We start from the raw sequence: 17,623 nt of genomic DNA, 5'->3' as shown, positions 1-17,623 counted from the left end.
GATCTAGCTGTCGTAGTCAATCGCGTGGCGCAGCTGCTTTTCGTATTCTAGCGCCTTGCCGGTGCCCATGGCGACACAATTCAGCGACTCGTCCGCGATGGACACGGCCAGCCCCGTCTGCTCGCGCAGCGCGAGGTCCAGATCGCCCAGAAGCGCGCCACCGCCCGTCAGCATCACGCCCCGGTCGACGATGTCGGCAGCAAGGTCCGGCGGGGTCGCTTCGAGCGCGGTCATCACCGCCTCGCAGATCGCCTGCACCGGCTCCGACAGCGCCTCGGCCACCTGCGCCTGCGTGATGTCCGTTTCCTTGGGCACGCCGTTCAACAGGTCACGGCCCCGGATCTGCATCGACGCGCCGCGCCCGTCGTCGGGCATGCGGGCGGTGCCGATGGAGGTCTTGATGCGTTCGGCGGTCGATTCACCTACCAGAAGGTTCTGCTGACGCCGCAGGTAGCTGATGATCGCTTCGTCCATGCGGTCACCACCGACGCGGACCGAGCGGGCATAGACGATGTCGCCCAGCGACAGGACCGCAACCTCGGTCGTGCCACCGCCGATGTCGACGACCATGCTGCCGGTCGGGTCGGTGATGGGCATGCCCGCGCCAATCGCCGCCGCGATGGGTTCGGCGATCAGGCCGGCGCGGCGGGCACCAGCCGACAACACCGACTGACGGATCGCGCGCTTTTCCACGGGCGTCGCACCGTGCGGGACGCAGACGATGATCTTGGGTTTCGAGAAGGTCGAGCGCTTGTGCACCTTGCGAATGAAGTGCTTGATCATCTCCTCGGCCACGTCGAAGTCGGCGATGACGCCTTCGCGCATCGGGCGGATCGCCTCGATGCTGCCGGGCGTCCGGCCCAGCATCAGCTTGGCATCCTCGCCCACGGCCAGCACCTTCTTGACGCCGTCCTTGACGTGGTAGGCCACCACAGAGGGTTCCGACAGGATCACGCCCCGGCCTTTCACGTAGACCAGCGTGTTCGCGGTGCCGAGATCGATCGCCATGTCTGACGAGAACAGGCCGAAAATATCGGACAATGCCATGGGTGGAGGGCCTTTTGAGTTGTCTTTCCCCTGGGTCCGCGACTCTCAGGGGGCGTGGACCACGCGGCCTTATATCGGTGCGCCACAGCGGTTTGAAGGGGGCGACCGGCGCAAATCAGCGCAAATCCGCTAAGCTGCTGAGAAGCGGAGAAATAGCATCCACTGCTTGCACGGTTCGGAATAAGGCGGCTTGGCAAATCACCAAATCGACGCATATCTTGGGCAACTTGCTGCATCCAAAGGCTCACGACGCCGCCATGACGACTCACTCGCGGACACAGGTTGCCTCGCCCACCAGACTGGATGATGTCGGCCGTCTTGCAGCGCTTCGGCAGACGGGGCTTCTTGATACCCTGCCGGAAGAGGCGTTCGACCGCGCGGTCCGCCTTGCCCGTGCCATCATCGACGCGCCTGTGGCCCTGATTTCGCTGGTGGACGACCAGCGTCAGTTCTTCAAGGCACATTCCGGCCTTCCGGAGCCTTTTGCCACGGCGCAGGGGACGCCGCTGACCCATTCCTTCTGCCAGCACGTCGTGACGCAGGATGCGGAACTGGTCGTGCAGGATGCGCGCGAGGACGTGATCCTGCGCGACAACCTTGCCATTCGCGATCTCGAAGTGATCGCTTACCTCGGCGTCCCGCTGCACGTGAAAGGGCACGCGATCGGGTCGTTCTGCGCGATCGATTCCCGGCCCCGCGAATGGACTGAAAGCGATCTGCAGGCCCTGCGCGACATCGCGGCAACGGTCGAGACCGAAATCAACTTGCGGCAGGCAGTGTCCAAGAGCCGGTTGCTCAACCGTGAACTCAACCACAGGGTCGGCAACCTGTTCACCATCATCGGCGGCATGATCGCGATGACGGCGCGGCAGGCGGCGACGCCGTCCGACATGGAGACCGCGCTGCGCGGGCGGATCTCGGCGCTGGCCAAGGCGCATGACCTGATCCGGCCCGACGTGGTCGATGCGCCGGTCGCCCTTGTTTCAAGCGGGTTGTCCGATATCCTGCACCGCCTGGTCGAGCCGCACGTGACCCGGATCGACGACCAGTTGTCGGTCGCGGGTCCGGAGTTGCGCCTGAAACCGGAGGCCACGACAGATCTTTCGCTGGTGGTGCACGAACTGGCGACCAACGCGGCGAAATACGGGGCGCTGGCCACGCAGGGCGGCAGGGTCGAGGTATCGTGGCAGCGCGACGGTGACACGGTGCGCCTGCGCTGGACGGAACGCTGCGGCCCGGCCATCGTCTCGTCACCCTCCCCGTCGGGGTTCGGATCGAAACTGATCCGCGTTTCGGTCGAAGGCGGGTTGGGCGGGCGGCTCGACAGCGATTGGCGCCCCGATGGCGTGGTCCACGACATCTGCATCGCGCTTGACCGGTTCGAAGACGCCTGACCCGGCTCGTGCCCGGATGGACCGCCGTTTACGTCGGCCAGGCCTGCGGCACCCGGTCCTTCACCTTCTTGGTCTTCAGCAGGTCCATGTAATTGTCGATCTTGTGATCCTCGCCCAGTTTCAGCGGGTCGGGGCTCAGCCAGTAGCGGCTGCCGATCGTGCGGAAGCCGAGGATGCGCGGCGGCTGGTGGCAGACATCGTCATCGACGCGGCAGATGTTCACCACCCAGCCCTCGCCCGGCATCCGCGTGCGCGACCGGCAGGTCTGGGGCGACGCAAAGGCGATGGTCGGCGTTCTGAGAGACATGCCGACGATCTGCGCCGAAGCGGCGCCCAGCGAATGACCGACGATGAACTTGGGCCGCAATCCCTTGGCAAAGCTGTAGACGATCTGCGCATGTTCGAGGAACCCGGCATGCCACTTGGTGCCGCTGTCGCCCGAGACGACCTCGAACCCGTGGCCGTCGCCGCCCTGGCCGAACATGTTGAGGTTGAAGTCAAACCAGTCGCGGAACTCGTTGGTGCCCGGAATGACGAGGACCCCGGAATTGAGGTAGGTCGCCTGCACGCCGCGCACATCGATCTCGGTATGCACATCCGTCAGCCGCTTGGCATAGGCGTCTTCGATCAGCTTGGCGGCTTCCATTACGTTGAGCGTGGCCATGTCTAAAATCCCTGTCTCTGTCCCGGCGTTATTGCCACGGCGCGCATGACGCAAAGTCAAGCGTCGTGGCGGGCCGCCGTCCAGTAGGGCAAACCTGACCCGGAAGGCCGGTCAGCCTGGCCAGCGGTCGGGCACGCGGTCGCCGCGATGTCCTTCGTCGAGGATCGAGACATAGTGCGGCATCTGGTGATCGCGTCCGAACCGCCGCTGGAAGGGCACCAGCGTGACGGGGCGGCCAAGCGGGCGGAACCCCATGGGCCATGGCGGCAGCTTGGTCACGTCGTCATCGACACGCATCACGTTCAGCACGTTGGATTCGCGCGGGTCCCGGCGCCGCGACCAGCAGGGACGCGGAGCACCGAAGCTGATCACCGGCACTTCGAGCACAAGGCCCGCAATCTGCGCGGCGGCCCCGCCCAGCGAATGCCCGATGATCGCGCGCGGCCTGTGCTGCAGCGCCAGGTCATAGACCACGCGCGCATGTTCGAGGATGCCGCCGTGAAAGGTAAGCCCGTGCCGCCGTGCCTGCGGTTCAAGGTCATGCCCGACCGGCGGCTCCGGCCCGATCACCCCGAACGGGTCGAGGCTGTTGAACAGCCAGTCCTTCCAGCTGTCCTGCCCGAGGATGACCATCACGTCATCCTCCATCATCCAGCCGGTCACGCCGTGCCCGCGCAGCACCTGCGCGGTGTCCGGGACCTGGCCGAGATAGGCCTCGTTCAATTGTCGTGCAGCGGTGCGGACGGTGAGCGTCATGGAAAATGGCCGGGTCATGTAACGGGCCGATGATTTGCCAAAGTCGTGGGGTCTGTCCAGACCCGTCAGGGCCCGATCCTGCCGGTCAGCGGGCAGGCGGCGGCGATCCGCCCGGCAAATGTCGTTTTTGGGCCGAAGGGGTCGACTCCTTCCACCGGCCCGGTCCTGTGCTTCGCTAAACCCGGTCGCGACAGCAGACGGAGGGTCGGGCAATGAAGACGCATGTGAAGGCGCTGGTTGTGGGCGGCGGTGCGGTGGGCACGTCGATTGCGTATCACCTGGCCCGCGCAGGCTGGGACGACGTGATGCTGCTGGAGCGGGACGAATTGACCTCCGGCTCGACCTGGCACGCGGCGGGGCTTTTGCCGTATTTCAACATGTCCTACGCCACCACTCACATCCACGACTACTCGATCAAGTACTACAAGACGCTTGAGGAAGAGACCGGGCTGAACGCCGGGTTCTATGTCGTCGGCAACCTGCGCATGGCCCAGACCGATGCGCGGATGGACGAATACATGCTGTACGCCTCGACCGCCGAGACCTGCGGTGTGCCGTTCGAATGGCTGTCGCCCGCGCAGATCAAGGAGCGGTATCCGCTGGTGCGGACCGAGGACCTGAAAGGCGCGATCTATCACCCGACGGATGGCTACATTAACCCGGCCGACGTGACGATGGCGATGGCCAAGGGGGCCCGCCAGCGCGGCGTGATGATCGAGCGCAAGTGGCAGGTCGACGGTTATCACTGGACGGGCGATCACTGGGACGTCACCTGCACCAAGATGGTGGAAAAGGGCGGTAACCTCGTCGCCTCGGACGAGCAGATCGTGATCCATGCCGAACACGTCGTGACCGCCACGGGCAACCACGCGCAGCGCACCGCGCAGCTCTTGGGCATCAAGATCCCCGCGATCCCGGTCGAGCACCAGTATATCGTGACCGAACCCGACCCCGCGCTGGTCGAATGGCGCAAGTCGAACCCCGAACACCCCGTCCTGCGTGATGCCGATGCCAAGTGGTACGTGCGCGAGGAACGCGGCGGCTGGATCCTTGGTCCTTACGAACGCAACGCGCCCGCGCGGTTCGAATTCGGCTGTCCCGACAGCTTCCGCGCCGACCTGTTCCCGCTGGACCTCGAACGGATCGAGGAAGAGTACATGTCCATGATCCACCGTATTCCGACCTCGGAAACGGTGGGGCTGAAGGACGATTTCAACGGCCCGATCTGCTACACGCCCGACGGCAACCCGCTGGTCGGACCCGCGCCCGGCTTGCAGAACATGTGGCTGGCCGAAGGCTTCTCGTTCGGGATCACCGCGGCGGGCGGCACGGGGTATTACCTTGCGCAGATGATCGTCGAGGGCGAGGCCGAGATCGACATGGCCTCGCTCGACCCCAAACGCTACGGCTCGTGGATGACGACCGAGTATGCCGCGCGCAAGAACGAGGAATGTTACGAGCACGTCTACATCCTGCACCACCCCGATGAAGAGCGGGCGGCCTGCCGCCCCCTGCGCACCGCCCCCGCCTATGACCGGCAGAAGGCCGCAGGCGCGCAATTCGGGCAGGTGAACGGGTGGGAGCGGCCCAATTACTACGGACCTCTGGATGCGCCGGATTCGTTCGACCATGACGCGCGTTCGTTCCGCCGGGGCGGCTGGTGGCAGTATGCCAAAGGCGAGGCCGAGGCGGTCCGCAACGGCGTTGGGCTAATCGACGCGACAGCGTTCACCAAGCACCGCATCAGCGGGCCGGGGGCGACGGCGTTCCTCGACTGGTTCACCTGCAACAAGCTGCCCAAGGTGGGCCGGATCAACCTGACCTACGCGCTGACCTCGGCCGGTACGACGCGCACCGAATACACCATCGTGCGGAAGGGTGAGGATGACTATTACCTCGTCTCCGCCGGCGCGTGGCACGCCTATGACCAGGATTACCTCTACAAGGCGATTGTCGAGAAGGAGGCCGAGTTCGGCCGGATCAACGCTCAGGACGTGACCACTCAGTGGGGCGTCTTTGCCATCGCGGGGCCAAAGTCGCGCGATGTGCTGAAGGAGTTGATCGTCGACGCGGACCCGGACACGGCGCTGTCGAACAAGCGGTTCCCGTGGCTGTCGGCGCGCGACATCGAGTTGAAGATGTGCCCGGTGCACGCGATCCGCGTCGCCTATACCGGTGAGCTGGGATGGGAGCTGCACCACCCGATCGAGATGCAGACCTACCTGTGGGATCAGTTGAAGGCTGCCGGAGAGAAGCACGGCATGAAGCTGGTGGGCGCGCGGGCGCAGAACTGGCTGCGGCAGGAGAAATCCTATCGCGCCTTCGGGACCGAGTTGGGCCGCGACGCGACGCCGCTGGAGGCCGACCTGCCCCGCTTTGTCGACCTGTCCAAGGACTTCCATGGCAAGGCAGAGATGGAGGCGCTGGGCGTCCGGTCGAAGTGCTGCACTCTGCTGATCGACGGGCCCGAGGATGCGGATCCGTGGGGGCGCGAGGCTTTGTACGACGGGGACACCCGCGTCGGTCGCCTGACCTCGGGCGGGTATTCGGTGCATTTCGGCAAGTCCATCGGGATGGGCTACCTGCCGCCCGCGCTGGCCGTGCCGGGGACCCGCGTGCAGGTGCGGATGCAGAACAGGCTGTGGGATGCCGAAGTTGTCGAGGACAGCCCCTACGATCCCAAGAACGCCAATATCCGGGTGGACGGCTGACCTCACAGCGGGGTCGGCTGGCGAGCAGCCGACCTACATCCAGGTTTTCACGTAGGTCGGCTGATCCTCAGCCGACCCCGCCCGCGATCAACGCCAGCCCGACAACGACAAGCATCGACGCCGCCATCCCGACATTGATCGCGCGCTGCTGGCGTGGCGCTAGGTTCAGGCGGCGCAGGGACGCGCCGAACCAGCACCACAGGATATGCAGCGGCAGCCAGATCGCGTTGAACACGATGGCCTTCACGATCACCTCGGTCACGTAGGCATCCGGGTACAGCGGGAAGTTCGCAAACAGGAACGTGTTGACCACGTAGGCCTTGGGATTGATCGGCTGTAACAGGAACCCGCCCAGCACGCCCGGTTCGCGGTCGGCGGCGATGAACGACACCTGCGCCCCGGCAAAGGCGATCTTGGCCGCGAGGTACAGCAGGTAGGCCGTCGACAAGACCATCAGCACCGTGCGGATCACAGGGCTGGCGAGGATCAGCGCCGCCAGCCCCGTGATCACCGCCAGCATCACCGCCGCGTTGCCGATCATCAGGCCCAGAACATATCGCAGACCCGCTCGCATCCCGAACGCCGCGCTCACACCCGCGGCAGACAGGACGCCCGGACCGGGCGAGATGATGAGAAAGAAGATCGCCGCAGCGAAGGTCAGCATGGGGTGTCAGACTTGTTCCGGGTGTCCTGACCCTGTGCCGCAAACATCCAGCTTGGCAAGACGGTGTCTACGCGGTCTTGGCAGCAACAGCCGCGGCAGACCTTCGGATCGCCTCGTCCGGCGGCACGAATTCCATCCCCATCACCGACTGCGCGCGCGAGGTGTCGAATTCGGGCATCGTGCCGAGATTTGGAAGGATGGAACGGATTTGTGCGTCGAAGAGCGCCAGAAACCGGACAAGCAGATCCGGTGCGCGCGCGGTCTTTATCCCGCGGTCGGGGTAGGCATCCTTGAGCACCTTGGCGATGTCCGGAAGCATCATGCTGCCACCCGACGCGATGAAGCGCTGGCCGGCGGTGTCCTCCCGTTCCATCGCCTTTACGTGCATCGCGGATACGTCGGCCACATCGACAATCCCGAAGCCGAAACAGGGCAACATCGGGTCCTTGCCCGACATGAGCCGTTCAATCAGTTCGAGCGATGTGCCGAACCTTTGGTCAAGTGGCGAGCCCAACACCAGCGAGGGGTTGATCGCGGTCAGCGCCATGTCCGGATGCGCCGCAACGAAGTCCCACGCCGCGCGTTCAGCCAGTGTCTTGGATTTGAAATACGCGGTGGATCTGGGATGGGCGGGATCGGACCAGTCGTTTTCGTCGAACGGCGCGCCCTTGTCGTTGGCTTCAATGGCCACGACCGACGACGTCATGATCACCCGCGTGACGCCCGAGGCCTGTGCGGCCTTCAGCGCGCGCAGGGTTCCCTCTACGGCAGGCGTGATCAGCTCGTTTTCGTCCTTTGGCATCGACCCCGGAAACGGTGACGCGGTGTGCATCAGCACGTCGATGCCCTGCATTGCAGCGTCCCAACCGGCGTCCTGTGTCAGGTCGGCCTCGGCAAAGGAGAGCCTGTCCAGCGAAGCGGGATCAGAGACGTGCGCCGCCAGCGCATCAGTCACTTCCTGGGCGCGGGACATGGACCGCAAGGTGCCGCGTACGACGTGGCCCGCGTCTAGCAAATCCAGCGCGATACGTTTTGCGATGAACCCCGATATGCCGGTGAGCAATACAGACCTGGCCATGAAATCCCCCGTTCAAATATTCTGAAAAGTATAAACGGTGTCGACGCAGCATGGAAAGGATCGCGTGCGGCGGGACGTCCAAGGGCGCCGGATCAACGCCGGCACGTCTGATTGTTCACCAACGGATTCTCGGATCGTGTCATTCGATCCAATGCGTTACGTCTTCGCAGGCCGCGCATTCGGCGAGCAATTGTCGGGGATACCCGATGACGTCCACGTGGTTAGAGACAAAGGAGCCGTCGCGCAGCGTCAGGATCGTCTCGCCTGAATGCGTCACGCCGATTTCCGTCACCTTGCCTGTATTCATCAATTCCAACGCCTCGGCACGTGTGACGTGCCTGGACTGGGTGGTGGAGCAGGCGGTCAAGCCGACGACGGCGATCACCAATGCGCGGGTCCTAAACATCAGACCGGACCTCGTTTTGTGCTTCGAATCCATCCTTGAGGCTGATGGCAGTGCCTATGGGGATCCGGTGAAAATGCCGGGAAAAGCAACTGCAGAGCCAGATCATGCTGAAAGCACACTTGGATAATTAGTCTGTGACGTGTTTGTCGAGGGGTTTGGCGGTGTTTCTGATTTCCGGTCGAGTTTACTGTTGATAATGAAAGTATAACAAAATTACCGTGAGGAAGGCTTTAGTCTTTCGAAGGAATTTCATCACCATGAAGTCAGTAACATTTGCCCTGATCCTGTCTTTCCTCGCAGTGCCCGCTTGGGCGCAGTCCGGTCCCTATGACGTGTGGTACCAGCTGACCACGAAATGGCAGGGCGAGGGCATGTGCCTCGACGTGATCCGGTCCGGCCGTCAGAAGAACAAGCTGGTCATGAAGAAGTGCCGCAAATCCGCCAGCCAGCTCTGGCGTTTGCGTCCCGGGAAGAACGGATACGTCTCCATTTCGAACAAGAAACTGGGTGATGGCGCCTGTGTCGACGTGTTCAACGGCGGCGACAGCGACAACGAGACCGATATGCGCAGCTGTGGCAACTACACCGGGCAGGAGTGGAAGATCACGCCTGCGTCCGGGTTCAACCGCCTGACGACCCGCTTCCGAGGTTCGGATATGTGTCTGGACCTGTTCAACGGCGGCCCGAGGGACCTGCAGCCGCAACTGCGCCCTTGTGCGTCCTACACCGGCCAATTCTGGTCGCTCCGGCCGGTGGCGAAAATCAAGTAGGACACGCGATCCTACCCTTCTGAACGCTGCCGATCTGGCCCAAACCACGGCTACGCGGTTTGGGCTTTTTACTCAGGCCAGCAGGCGACGCGCGATGACCTGGGCCTGGATTTCGGCTGCACCTTCGAAGATGTTCAGGATGCGGGCGTCGCACAGGATGCGGCTGACCTTGTATTCCAGGGCAAAGCCGTTGCCGCCGTGGATTTGCAACGCGTTGTCCGCAGCCGACCATGCCACGCGGGCGCCCAGCAGCTTGGCCATCCCGGCCTCGAGATCGCAGCGGCGCTCTTCATCCTTCTCGCGGGCCGAGAAATAGGTCAGCTGGCGGGCGACCATGATCTCGACCGCCATCATCGCCAGTTTCGAGGCGACGCGCGGGAATTCGATCAGGGCCTTGCCGAACTGCTTGCGGTCCTCGGCGTATTGCATGCCGACGTCGAGCGCCGAACACGCTACCCCCACGGCGCGCGCGGCGGTCTGGATGCGGGCGGATTCGAAGGTCTGCATCAGTTGCTTGAAGCCCTGACCCTCGACCCCGCCGAGCAGGTTCTCACCCTTCACGGCGAACCCGTCGAAGTTGACGGTGTATTCCTTCATGCCGCGGTAGCCCAGAACCTCGATCTCGCCGCCCGAGATACCGGGATCCTGCCACGGCGCGTCATCGGTGCCGGGGGTCTTTTCGGCGAGGAACATCGACAGGCCCTTGTAATCGTCGGTGCCGGGCACGGAACGGGCGAGGACGGTCATGACATGGGTCCGAGCGGCGTGGGTGATCCACGTCTTGTTGCCGGTGATCGTCCAGTCGTCACCGTCGCGGGTGGCCTTGGTGCGCAGCGCGCCAAGGTCCGATCCGGTGTTCGGTTCGGTGAAGACGGCGGTGGGCAAAATCTCCCCGCTGGCGAGGCCCGGCAGCCATTTCTGTTTCTGGTCCTCGGTACCGCCGCACAGGATCAGTTCTGCCGCGATTTCCGAGCGGGTGCCGAGCGAGCCGACGCCGATATAGGCGCGGCTGAGTTCCTCGGAGACGACGCACATCGACGCCTTCGACAGGCCCAGCCCGCCATATTCCTCGGGGATGGTCAGGCCGAAGACGCCCAGTTTGGCCATCTCGTCGATGATGTCCATCGGGATCAACTCGTCCTTCAGGTGCCATTCATGCGCATGCGGCTCCACGCGGTCGAGCGCGAAGCGGCGGAACTGGTCGCGGATCATCTCGAGCTCGTCATCGAGGCCCGATGCGCCGAAGGTGGTGTTCGCCTTCTGCTCCTGCATCAGGTCCACGAGCTCAAGGCGCGCGGCCTGCGTGTTGCCCGACTGCGTCAGGGTCATCACCGCCGGGTGCATCAGGGAGCGCTGGTCGGCCTGCGTGAGGCCGAGGTCCTGAAGGCGAATGACCTCGCCCTGGTTCATCTGGATGCCGCCGTACACCTGCCAGAGGTATTCGCCAAACGCGATCTGGTGGATCAGCTGCTCGATCCGGCCAAAGCGACCGTCGGCCTGCAGCGCCATCGCCCAGTTCTGCATCTGGTGCAGGCTTTCCACGTAGGTGGCGAGCCATGCGAGCCCGTGCGCGGCGGTCTGGTGCTGTTCGATCAACGCGCCCGAGACGCGGCCATTGTCGGTGACCAGCGCGGCCACGCTGGCCTTGGCGCGTGCAAGAATGTCATCCATGGCAGGCAACGCGGCTGCCGTGGTGTCGAGAAGGTCGGGCACCAGCACCGGGATTTCGGTCGTCACGTCCTGTCCGTCATGGGCCATGGGAATCTCCTCGATCGATGTTGCAGTTGCATAGTGTATTTCGCAGTTGCAGCGCAACATAAATACATTCCGCCTTGTCGAAGCGTTTTAAAGTTTCGCATCCGATTTTCGATGTGGCGCGCTGACGCGGCTGGTATCAGGGGTCATGGACCTTGTTTTCGGCGCGATATCACCGGGAATACTGGCGCTGGCGGCTGCCGTCGCCGTTCTGGCGGGGCTGGTCAAGGGGCTGGTCGGGTTCGCGATGCCGATGATCATCGTGGCCGGGCTTGGCAGTTTTGTCGCGCCTGACCTCGCGCTTGCTGCGCTGATTCTGCCGACGCTGGTGACCAACGTCATGCAGGCGCTGGCGCAGGGACCACGCGCGGCTTGGCGGGACGCGCGGCGCTTCATGATCTTCATGGTGGTGGGCGCTGCCTTCCTTGTGGCCGTGGCGCAGTTCGTACCGCTCCTCGATCCTGCGACGTTCTTCGTCGCGCTGGGCGTGCCGGTTGTCCTGTTCACACTGTCGCAGCTCGGCGGCTGGCAGCCGCCCCTGCATCGCCTGCCCCGCGCTTGGGCGCAGGCGGGCACGGGGATGGTCGCGGGGACGCTGGGCGGGTTGTCCGGCGTCTGGGGCCCGCCGACGGTGATGATGCTGACGGCCTTCGGGACCGAGAAGGCCGTTCAGATGCGGGTGCAGGGTGTTGTCTATGGCCTTGGCGCCGTCCTGCTGGTGGTGTCGCATCTGCACTCGGGCATCCTCGACGAGGTTGGCACGCGGCTGTCACTTCTGCTGATCCTGCCGGCGGTGGTCGGGATGGCCTTGGGCACCGCGATGCAGCCGCGCATCGATCAGGCGATGTTCCGGCGGCTGACGCTGGGTGTCCTGCTGATCGCGGGTCTGAACCTGATCCGGCGCGGCTTTTTGGGGTGAGGGATGCCGGCACGTCGCCCGCATCCGTGCGGACGTGTCAGACGGGGCCGGTATACTCGCCCCGCGCCGGGTAGCTCTTTTCGATCGCGAAATCGAGCGCGCTGACCAGTTCCGAGAAATGCGGCCGCACGAACGGCATGGTCTGAACCGATCCGTAATAGAGCGTCTGTTCCGGGGTCACCATGAAGAGGCCCGGTTCCGAGAAGAGCGCCGGTTCCTCGATCCCGATCGACGTCTTGCCGCGCGAGGTGGAGATATAAAGCCCCCAGTCGCGGGCAACCTGCAGGGGCAGGTCATAGCCGATGCGCAGGTTGGCGTTGCCGATCTTGTCCGCCATGGCCTGCGCGCGCTCCTGCCCGTCCGAGGACAGCGCAAACACGTCCACGCCACGTTCGGCGAAGTCAGGCGCGCGCTTGTCGAACTCTTTCAGGTAGGTCGCGCAGATCGGGCAATGCAGCCCGCGGTAAAAGCAGATCACGGTGCCGCGTTCGGCGGTTTGGCGTGACAGGTCAAAACCCGCACCGTCAAGCGTGGGAACGGAAAGCAGCGGTGTTTTCTGGCGGGGGATGAGCATGCGGGAACCTCGTTCATTGCGTGCCGCGACGCTGCCCCAGACGCGCGGGCGGTGCAATCCGGCCTCACGGGCACGTGTGTGCGCGGAACCCCATTGGGCTGTGCGGAATTGCTTGCCTGACACCTGACGGAAGGATGGACACGGCGATGAGCGAGAAATCGAGAGAGCAGATCTGGGACGAATGGCGGGAGCTGGTGAACATGGCTCCGCAGGAACTGGAAGACTGGCTGGAGACCGAGGAGAGCCGGTCGGTGGGCGACAGCGACGACGGCGAGAGCACCGGCCACAAGTCGGGTCGCCGGATCGTGAAAATCAAGCGCACCAACAAGGACGAGTTGTCGGATGACCAGTGGGACCACATGGCGACGGTCGTGGGCTACATCAAACGCCACCTCAGCCAGGGCGGGCCGGAGGAGGATGTGGAGAGCTCGGCCTGGCGCTATTCGCTGATGAACTGGGGTCACGACCCGCTGTAGGACGGGTGACCAAAAGGAAACGCCCCCGTGCGGGGGCGTTGCTGTATCCTGGTGCCTCTGGCCTGTCGGCGGCCAATGGAGATCAGCCGATGGCGACGGCTTTCACGTCGTCGTCGATATAGGGCAGGTATTGTTCGAAATTGTCGGCGAACATGCCGACCAGTTTCGCGGCCATCGCGTCGTAGGCGGCCTTGTCCGTCCACGTGCGGCGCGGGTCGAGCAGCACTTCGGGCACACCCGGCGAAGCGACGGGTACGTCGAAGCCGAAATTCGGATCCTTGCGGAACTCGGCATCGGCCAGCGACCCGTCGAGCGCTGCCGTCAGCAGCGCGCGGGTCGACTTGATCGGCATCCGCTCGCCCTCGCCGAAGGCGCCGCCCGTCCAGCCGGTGTTGACCAGCCAGCAGGTGGCGCCGTGCTTGGCGATCTTTTCTTGCAGAAGCTTGCCGTAGACCTCGGGCCGGCGCGGCATGAAGGGCGCACCGAAGCAGGTCGAGAAGGTGGGCTGCGGTTCGGTCACGCCACGCTCGGTGCCGGCCACCTTGGCGGTGAAGCCCGAAAGGAAGTGATACATCGCCTGCGCCGGCGTCAGTCGCGCGATGGGCGGCAGCACGCCGAAGGCATCGCAGGTGAGCATGATGATGTTCTTGGGATGCCCGCCAAGCGCGGTTTCGGACGCGTTGGAGATGTAGTGCAGCGGGTACGCGCAGCGCATGTTGGCCGTCAGGCTGTCATCGTCGAAATCGAGTTCGAAGGTTTCGGGGTCGAACACCATGTTTTCGATGATCGTGCCGAATTTCGACGTGGTAGCGTAGATTTCGGGCTCGGCGGTGGGCGACAGGTTGATCGTCTTGGCATAGCAGCCGCCTTCGAAGTTGAAGGTGCCGCGATCCGACCAGCCGTGTTCGTCGTCGCCGATCAGCACGCGTTCGGGATCGGCGCTGAGCGTCGTCTTGCCCGTGCCGGATAGGCCGAAGAACACGGCGGTGTCGACCGGGTTGCCCTGCGCGTGATTGGCCGAGCAGTGCATCGGCATGATGCCTTTCTCGGGCAGCAGGTAGTTCAGCAGGGTGAAGACGGATTTCTTGTTCTCGCCCGCGTATTCGGTGCCGCCGATCAGGATCAGCTTCTTGTCGAAATTCATCGCGATCACGGTTTCCGACCGGCAGCCGTGCTTGGCCGGGTCGGCCTGGAAGCTGGGGCAGTTGATGACGGTGTAGTCAGCGACGAAGGCATCGAGGTCGGCCCGTTCGGGGCGGCGCAGCATGGTGCGGATGAACAGCGAATGCCACGCCAGTTCGGTCACGACGCGGACGTCGATCGAATGGGCCGGATCGGCACCACCGACAAGGTCCTGAACGAAGTAGTCGCCGCCCTTCATGTGCGCGAGCATGTCGGCATAGAGCGCGTCAAAGCCCTCTTCCGACATCTCGGCATTGTTGTCCCACCAGATGCTGTCGGCGACCGAGGCCGATTTGACGACGTGCTTGTCCTTGGGCGAACGCCCGGTGAACTTACCGGTGGTCACAAGCAGCGCGCCGCCGTTGCCCAGCGTGCCCTCGTCGCGCTTGAGCGCCTCGGAGACCAGCGCGGGCTCGGCATAGTTGTAATAGACGCTTCCGAGGTCGGCGATCCCCTGGTCGGAGAGTTTGAATGTCGGGTTGACGCGTCCGTGGTCCATGTCGGGGTCTCCTGAGACTGGTCCGGTTATGCCTTTGCTTACGCCCATAACATGACGTTTTCAGGAGATAACAGGACCGTTTCTTGCAGTTAGCGCCACCACGGCAGGTGTTTGCGCAATCATCTTGCGGCAAGGCCGGGCCGGTAGGGGCCTACTGAGGCATATTAGCCATTCATTCAGGAATTGTGGTGGAAATTGGGCACAGGACCCGAGTGATTCGCAGTTGGGGATTGATCGAAAAGGTGAAAACGGCTCATATGACGCAAAAATATAAGAATTGAGCAGTGTAAAGGATCAGGCAATATGTCGAAGATCGCCCTTGTGGACGACGACAGGAACATCCTGACGTCGGTCTCCATGACTCTCGAGGCGGAAGGGTTCGAGGTCGAAACCTACAACGATGGACAGTCGGCTCTCGACGCGTTCAACCAGAAACTGCCGGACATGGCGGTGCTGGACATCAAGATGCCGCGCATGGACGGAATGGATCTGCTGCAGCGGCTGCGGCAGAAAACCACGATGCCGGTGATCTTCCTCACCTCGAAAGACGACGAGATCGACGAGGTTCTGGGCCTGCGGATGGGCGCGGACGACTACGTGAAGAAGCCGTTCTCGCAACGCCTGCTGGTGGAACGCATCCGCGCGCTGCTGCGTCGCCAGGATGCCGTTGCCGGCGACCTGTCGGGCGAGGTCGAAGAGGCCAAGCTGATGGTCCGCGGCGAGTTGACGATGGATCCGCTGCGCCACGCCGTCACGTGGAAAGGCAAGGACGTCTCGCTGACGGTGACGGAATTCCTGCTGCTGCAGGCGCTGGCCCAGCGGCCCGGTTTCGTGAAGTCGCGGGACCAGCTGATGGACGTGGCCTACGACGACCAGGTTTACGTGGACGACCGGACAATCGACAGCCATATCAAGCGTTTGCGCAAGAAGATGCGCAATGTCGACGATGACTTCTCGGCGATCGAGACGCTGTACGGCATCGGCTACCGCTACAACGAAGAATAAGGCGAGGATCCGGGAATGGCTCTCGCCGAACGGATCGACCTTGGACACGACACCCCGCAGCGCAGCACGCGCCGCGGGGCTGACGTCGTTCTGGGGGACGACTGGGTCGCGCCGCGCGGCGTGGTCGAGGAGGAAGTGCAGGAGCGGCGCGCGCGGCGCGGGCTCTTCAGCCTCAAACGCTCGCCACTGACGCGCAAGATCATCACCTTCAACCTGATCGCCCTGAATATCCTGGTGGTCGGGATCCTTTACCTGAACTCGACCCGCGACAACCTCGCGCTGGAACGCGCGGCGTCGCTGGCGTCCGAGGCGGCGCTGGTCGCGGACGTGTTCGAGGCGCAGATCGCCGGTGGCGGCGCGCTGGATCCGCAGGCGACGGTGGATGCGCTTGACCTGCGGAAGGGCGTCGACCTGTTCGTGTTCGATACCGACAGGTCGCTGGTCGCGCAGGGCGTCGGAACCCGGCCGCCCGTGATCGAGCGTCAGACGGACAGCCCGCAATCCACCGTGATCGTCGACGGCCTGTCCTGGCTGTGGAGCAGCGCAACGGGTTTCCTGGCCGGCGCGCCGGAAACGCCGGAACCGCTTGAAACGCAGCTGGTTGGCATGATCGATGCGGGCCTTGACGGTCGCACGCAGGTCGAGATGGCGGTGGGGCAGGATGGCGGTTCGGTCTACACGGTGAACACGCCCATTGTCGGGCCCACGGGTGCCGTCATGGGCGTCGTGGCGCTGGCCAGCGAAGCGGGCGAGCTTGACACGACCGTGCGGGAAGAACGCGAGGCGATGCTGCAGATGTTCGTGATCGCGACGCTTGTGTCCATCGGCCTGTCTCTGGTCCTCGCATCGACGATTTCGAACCCGTTGTCCGACCTCGCGACCGCGGCGGAAGTGGGGCGGTCACGCGACCGCGGCAAGTATTCTTCGGGCCGCATCCGCATCCCCGATCTCACCGCGCGACCGGACGAGATCGGTCGATTGTCGGGTGCTTTGCGCGGGATGGTGTCGGCGCTTTACGACCGGATCGACGGGAACGAGCAGTTCGCGGCGGACGTCGCGCACGAGATCAAGAACCCGCTGGCATCCCTGCGGTCGGCTGTCGGCACGCTGCGCGTCGCCAAGCGTGACGACCAGCGCGAAAAACTGCTCGACGTGATCGATCACGACGTGCGGCGGCTCGACCGCCTGGTGAGCGACATCTCCAACGCGTCACGGCTTGACAGCGAACTGGTCAAGGAAGAGCAGGAGCCGTTCAACCTGCTGGATATGCTGGGTAATCTGAGCCAGTTCCTTGGTGAGGACGCGAAGTCGAAGGGCATCGACTTCATAACCGACCTGCCTGCCGAACCGATCGTCATCGACGGGCTCGAAGCGCGGCTGGCGCAGGTATTCGTCAACCTAATCACCAACGCGATCAGCTTCTGCGAGCCGGGAGACGCGATCCGCATCTGGGCGCGGCGCAAGGACAACCGGGTGCTGGCCGTGGTCGAGGATACCGGCCCCGGCATCCCCGAAGAGGCGCTGACCAAGATCTTCAAACGCTTCTATTCGGAACGACCTGCGGGTGATTTCGGCAACAATTCGGGGCTGGGTCTTGCCATCTCGAAACAGATTGTCGAGGCGCATGGCGGCGTGATCTGGGCCGAGAACATCCGCCCGACCGAGGCCGATGTCACGTCCGAGCCGCTGGGCGCCCGGTTCGTGGTGGGCCTTCCGGTCTGAC

16 protein-coding genes are annotated in these 17,623 nt (G+C 63.9%); 7 read left to right on the top strand and 9 right to left on the bottom strand.

Going from position 1 to position 17,623, the window contains the following annotated elements:
- Window positions 1–3 precede the first annotated feature (3 nt).
- The gene (locus tag ATO11_RS12140) at window positions 4–1,047 is read right to left on the bottom strand and encodes a rod shape-determining protein (protein ID WP_050531164.1); all 1,044 of its coding nucleotides are present in this window, start codon (window positions 1,045–1,047) and stop codon (window positions 4–6) included.
- A 257-nt stretch (window positions 1,048–1,304) separates the two neighbouring features.
- Between ATO11_RS12140 and ATO11_RS21820 the strand changes: the two genes are divergently transcribed.
- Entirely contained in the window at window positions 1,305–2,441 is a 1,137-nt protein-coding gene (locus ATO11_RS21820) for a sensor histidine kinase (protein ID WP_050531163.1), read from the top strand.
- 28 nt (window positions 2,442–2,469) lie between these two features.
- Here the strand turns inward: ATO11_RS21820 and ATO11_RS12130 are convergent, their stop codons facing one another.
- Together ATO11_RS12130 and ATO11_RS12125 are read right to left on the bottom strand one after the other, a co-directional pair.
- Window positions 2,470–3,105, bottom strand: coding sequence for an alpha/beta hydrolase family protein (locus ATO11_RS12130; protein WP_134643109.1), 636 nt, complete (start codon window positions 3,103–3,105; stop codon window positions 2,470–2,472).
- Between the two features lie 111 nt (window positions 3,106–3,216).
- Complete coding sequence (locus tag ATO11_RS12125; RefSeq protein ID WP_134643108.1) at window positions 3,217–3,879, bottom strand: alpha/beta hydrolase family protein; 663 nt, start codon at window positions 3,877–3,879, stop codon at window positions 3,217–3,219.
- A 194-nt stretch (window positions 3,880–4,073) separates the two neighbouring features.
- On the opposite strand from ATO11_RS12125, the gene ATO11_RS12120 reads away from it, so the two are divergent.
- Window positions 4,074–6,572 carry a GcvT family protein gene (locus tag ATO11_RS12120; protein ID WP_050531160.1) on the top strand — a complete coding sequence of 833 codons (2,499 nt, stop codon included), beginning with the start codon at window positions 4,074–4,076 and terminating at the stop codon, window positions 6,570–6,572.
- Between the two features lie 67 nt (window positions 6,573–6,639).
- Here the strand turns inward: ATO11_RS12120 and ATO11_RS12115 are convergent, their stop codons facing one another.
- The 3 genes from ATO11_RS12115 to ATO11_RS12105 all read right to left on the bottom strand — a co-directional run bounded on the left by ATO11_RS12115 (window position 6,640) and on the right by ATO11_RS12105 (window position 8,702).
- The gene (locus tag ATO11_RS12115; RefSeq protein ID WP_050531159.1) at window positions 6,640–7,236 is read right to left on the bottom strand and encodes a LysE family translocator; all 597 of its coding nucleotides are present in this window, start codon (window positions 7,234–7,236) and stop codon (window positions 6,640–6,642) included.
- A gap of 67 nt (window positions 7,237–7,303) precedes the next feature.
- Entirely contained in the window at window positions 7,304–8,314 is a 1,011-nt protein-coding gene (locus ATO11_RS12110) for an SDR family oxidoreductase (RefSeq protein ID WP_050531158.1), read from the bottom strand.
- A gap of 139 nt (window positions 8,315–8,453) precedes the next feature.
- The gene (locus ATO11_RS12105; protein ID WP_134643107.1) at window positions 8,454–8,702 is read right to left on the bottom strand and encodes a hypothetical protein; all 249 of its coding nucleotides are present in this window, start codon (window positions 8,700–8,702) and stop codon (window positions 8,454–8,456) included.
- Between the two features lie 275 nt (window positions 8,703–8,977).
- Between ATO11_RS12105 and ATO11_RS12100 the strand changes: the two genes are divergently transcribed.
- On the top strand, window positions 8,978–9,490 hold the full coding sequence (locus ATO11_RS12100; RefSeq protein WP_082176285.1) for an RICIN domain-containing protein: 513 nt from the start codon (window positions 8,978–8,980) through the stop codon (window positions 9,488–9,490).
- 72 nt (window positions 9,491–9,562) lie between these two features.
- Here ATO11_RS12100 and ATO11_RS12095 read toward each other — a convergent pair whose 3' ends face one another.
- The gene (locus ATO11_RS12095; RefSeq protein ID WP_050531155.1) at window positions 9,563–11,248 is read right to left on the bottom strand and encodes an acyl-CoA dehydrogenase family protein; all 1,686 of its coding nucleotides are present in this window, start codon (window positions 11,246–11,248) and stop codon (window positions 9,563–9,565) included.
- Between the two features lie 145 nt (window positions 11,249–11,393).
- On the opposite strand from ATO11_RS12095, the gene ATO11_RS12090 reads away from it, so the two are divergent.
- On the top strand, window positions 11,394–12,164 hold the full coding sequence (locus tag ATO11_RS12090) for a sulfite exporter TauE/SafE family protein (protein WP_050531154.1): 771 nt from the start codon (window positions 11,394–11,396) through the stop codon (window positions 12,162–12,164).
- Window positions 12,165–12,201: 37 nt separating this feature from the next.
- Here ATO11_RS12090 and ATO11_RS12085 read toward each other — a convergent pair whose 3' ends face one another.
- Window positions 12,202–12,738 (bottom strand): peroxiredoxin-like family protein, encoded by a 537-nt coding sequence (locus ATO11_RS12085; RefSeq protein WP_050531153.1) that lies wholly within the window; start codon window positions 12,736–12,738, stop codon window positions 12,202–12,204.
- A 146-nt stretch (window positions 12,739–12,884) separates the two neighbouring features.
- Between ATO11_RS12085 and ATO11_RS12080 the strand changes: the two genes are divergently transcribed.
- The gene (locus tag ATO11_RS12080) at window positions 12,885–13,214 is read left to right on the top strand and encodes a DUF3140 domain-containing protein (RefSeq protein ID WP_050531396.1); all 330 of its coding nucleotides are present in this window, start codon (window positions 12,885–12,887) and stop codon (window positions 13,212–13,214) included.
- An 82-nt stretch (window positions 13,215–13,296) separates the two neighbouring features.
- Here ATO11_RS12080 and ATO11_RS12075 read toward each other — a convergent pair whose 3' ends face one another.
- Window positions 13,297–14,895: a phosphoenolpyruvate carboxykinase gene (locus tag ATO11_RS12075; RefSeq protein WP_050531152.1), complete on the bottom strand. Its 1,599-nt coding sequence runs from the start codon at window positions 14,893–14,895 to the stop codon at window positions 13,297–13,299.
- A 303-nt stretch (window positions 14,896–15,198) separates the two neighbouring features.
- On the opposite strand from ATO11_RS12075, the gene ATO11_RS12070 reads away from it, so the two are divergent.
- Both ATO11_RS12070 and ATO11_RS12065 read left to right on the top strand, forming a co-directional pair.
- Window positions 15,199–15,900: a response regulator transcription factor gene (locus ATO11_RS12070; RefSeq protein WP_050531151.1), complete on the top strand. Its 702-nt coding sequence runs from the start codon at window positions 15,199–15,201 to the stop codon at window positions 15,898–15,900.
- A 15-nt stretch (window positions 15,901–15,915) separates the two neighbouring features.
- The gene (locus ATO11_RS12065; RefSeq protein WP_050531150.1) at window positions 15,916–17,622 is read left to right on the top strand and encodes a sensor histidine kinase; all 1,707 of its coding nucleotides are present in this window, start codon (window positions 15,916–15,918) and stop codon (window positions 17,620–17,622) included.
- The last annotated feature ends 1 nt before the right edge of the window (window position 17,623 follow it).

Origin of the sequence: Pseudaestuariivita atlantica (genome assembly GCF_001205715.1) — a bacterium.
In the GTDB taxonomy this organism is placed as follows: Bacteria; Pseudomonadota; Alphaproteobacteria; order Rhodobacterales; family Rhodobacteraceae; genus Pseudaestuariivita; species Pseudaestuariivita atlantica.
This window is presented reverse-complemented; position numbering and strand designations above follow the sequence as displayed.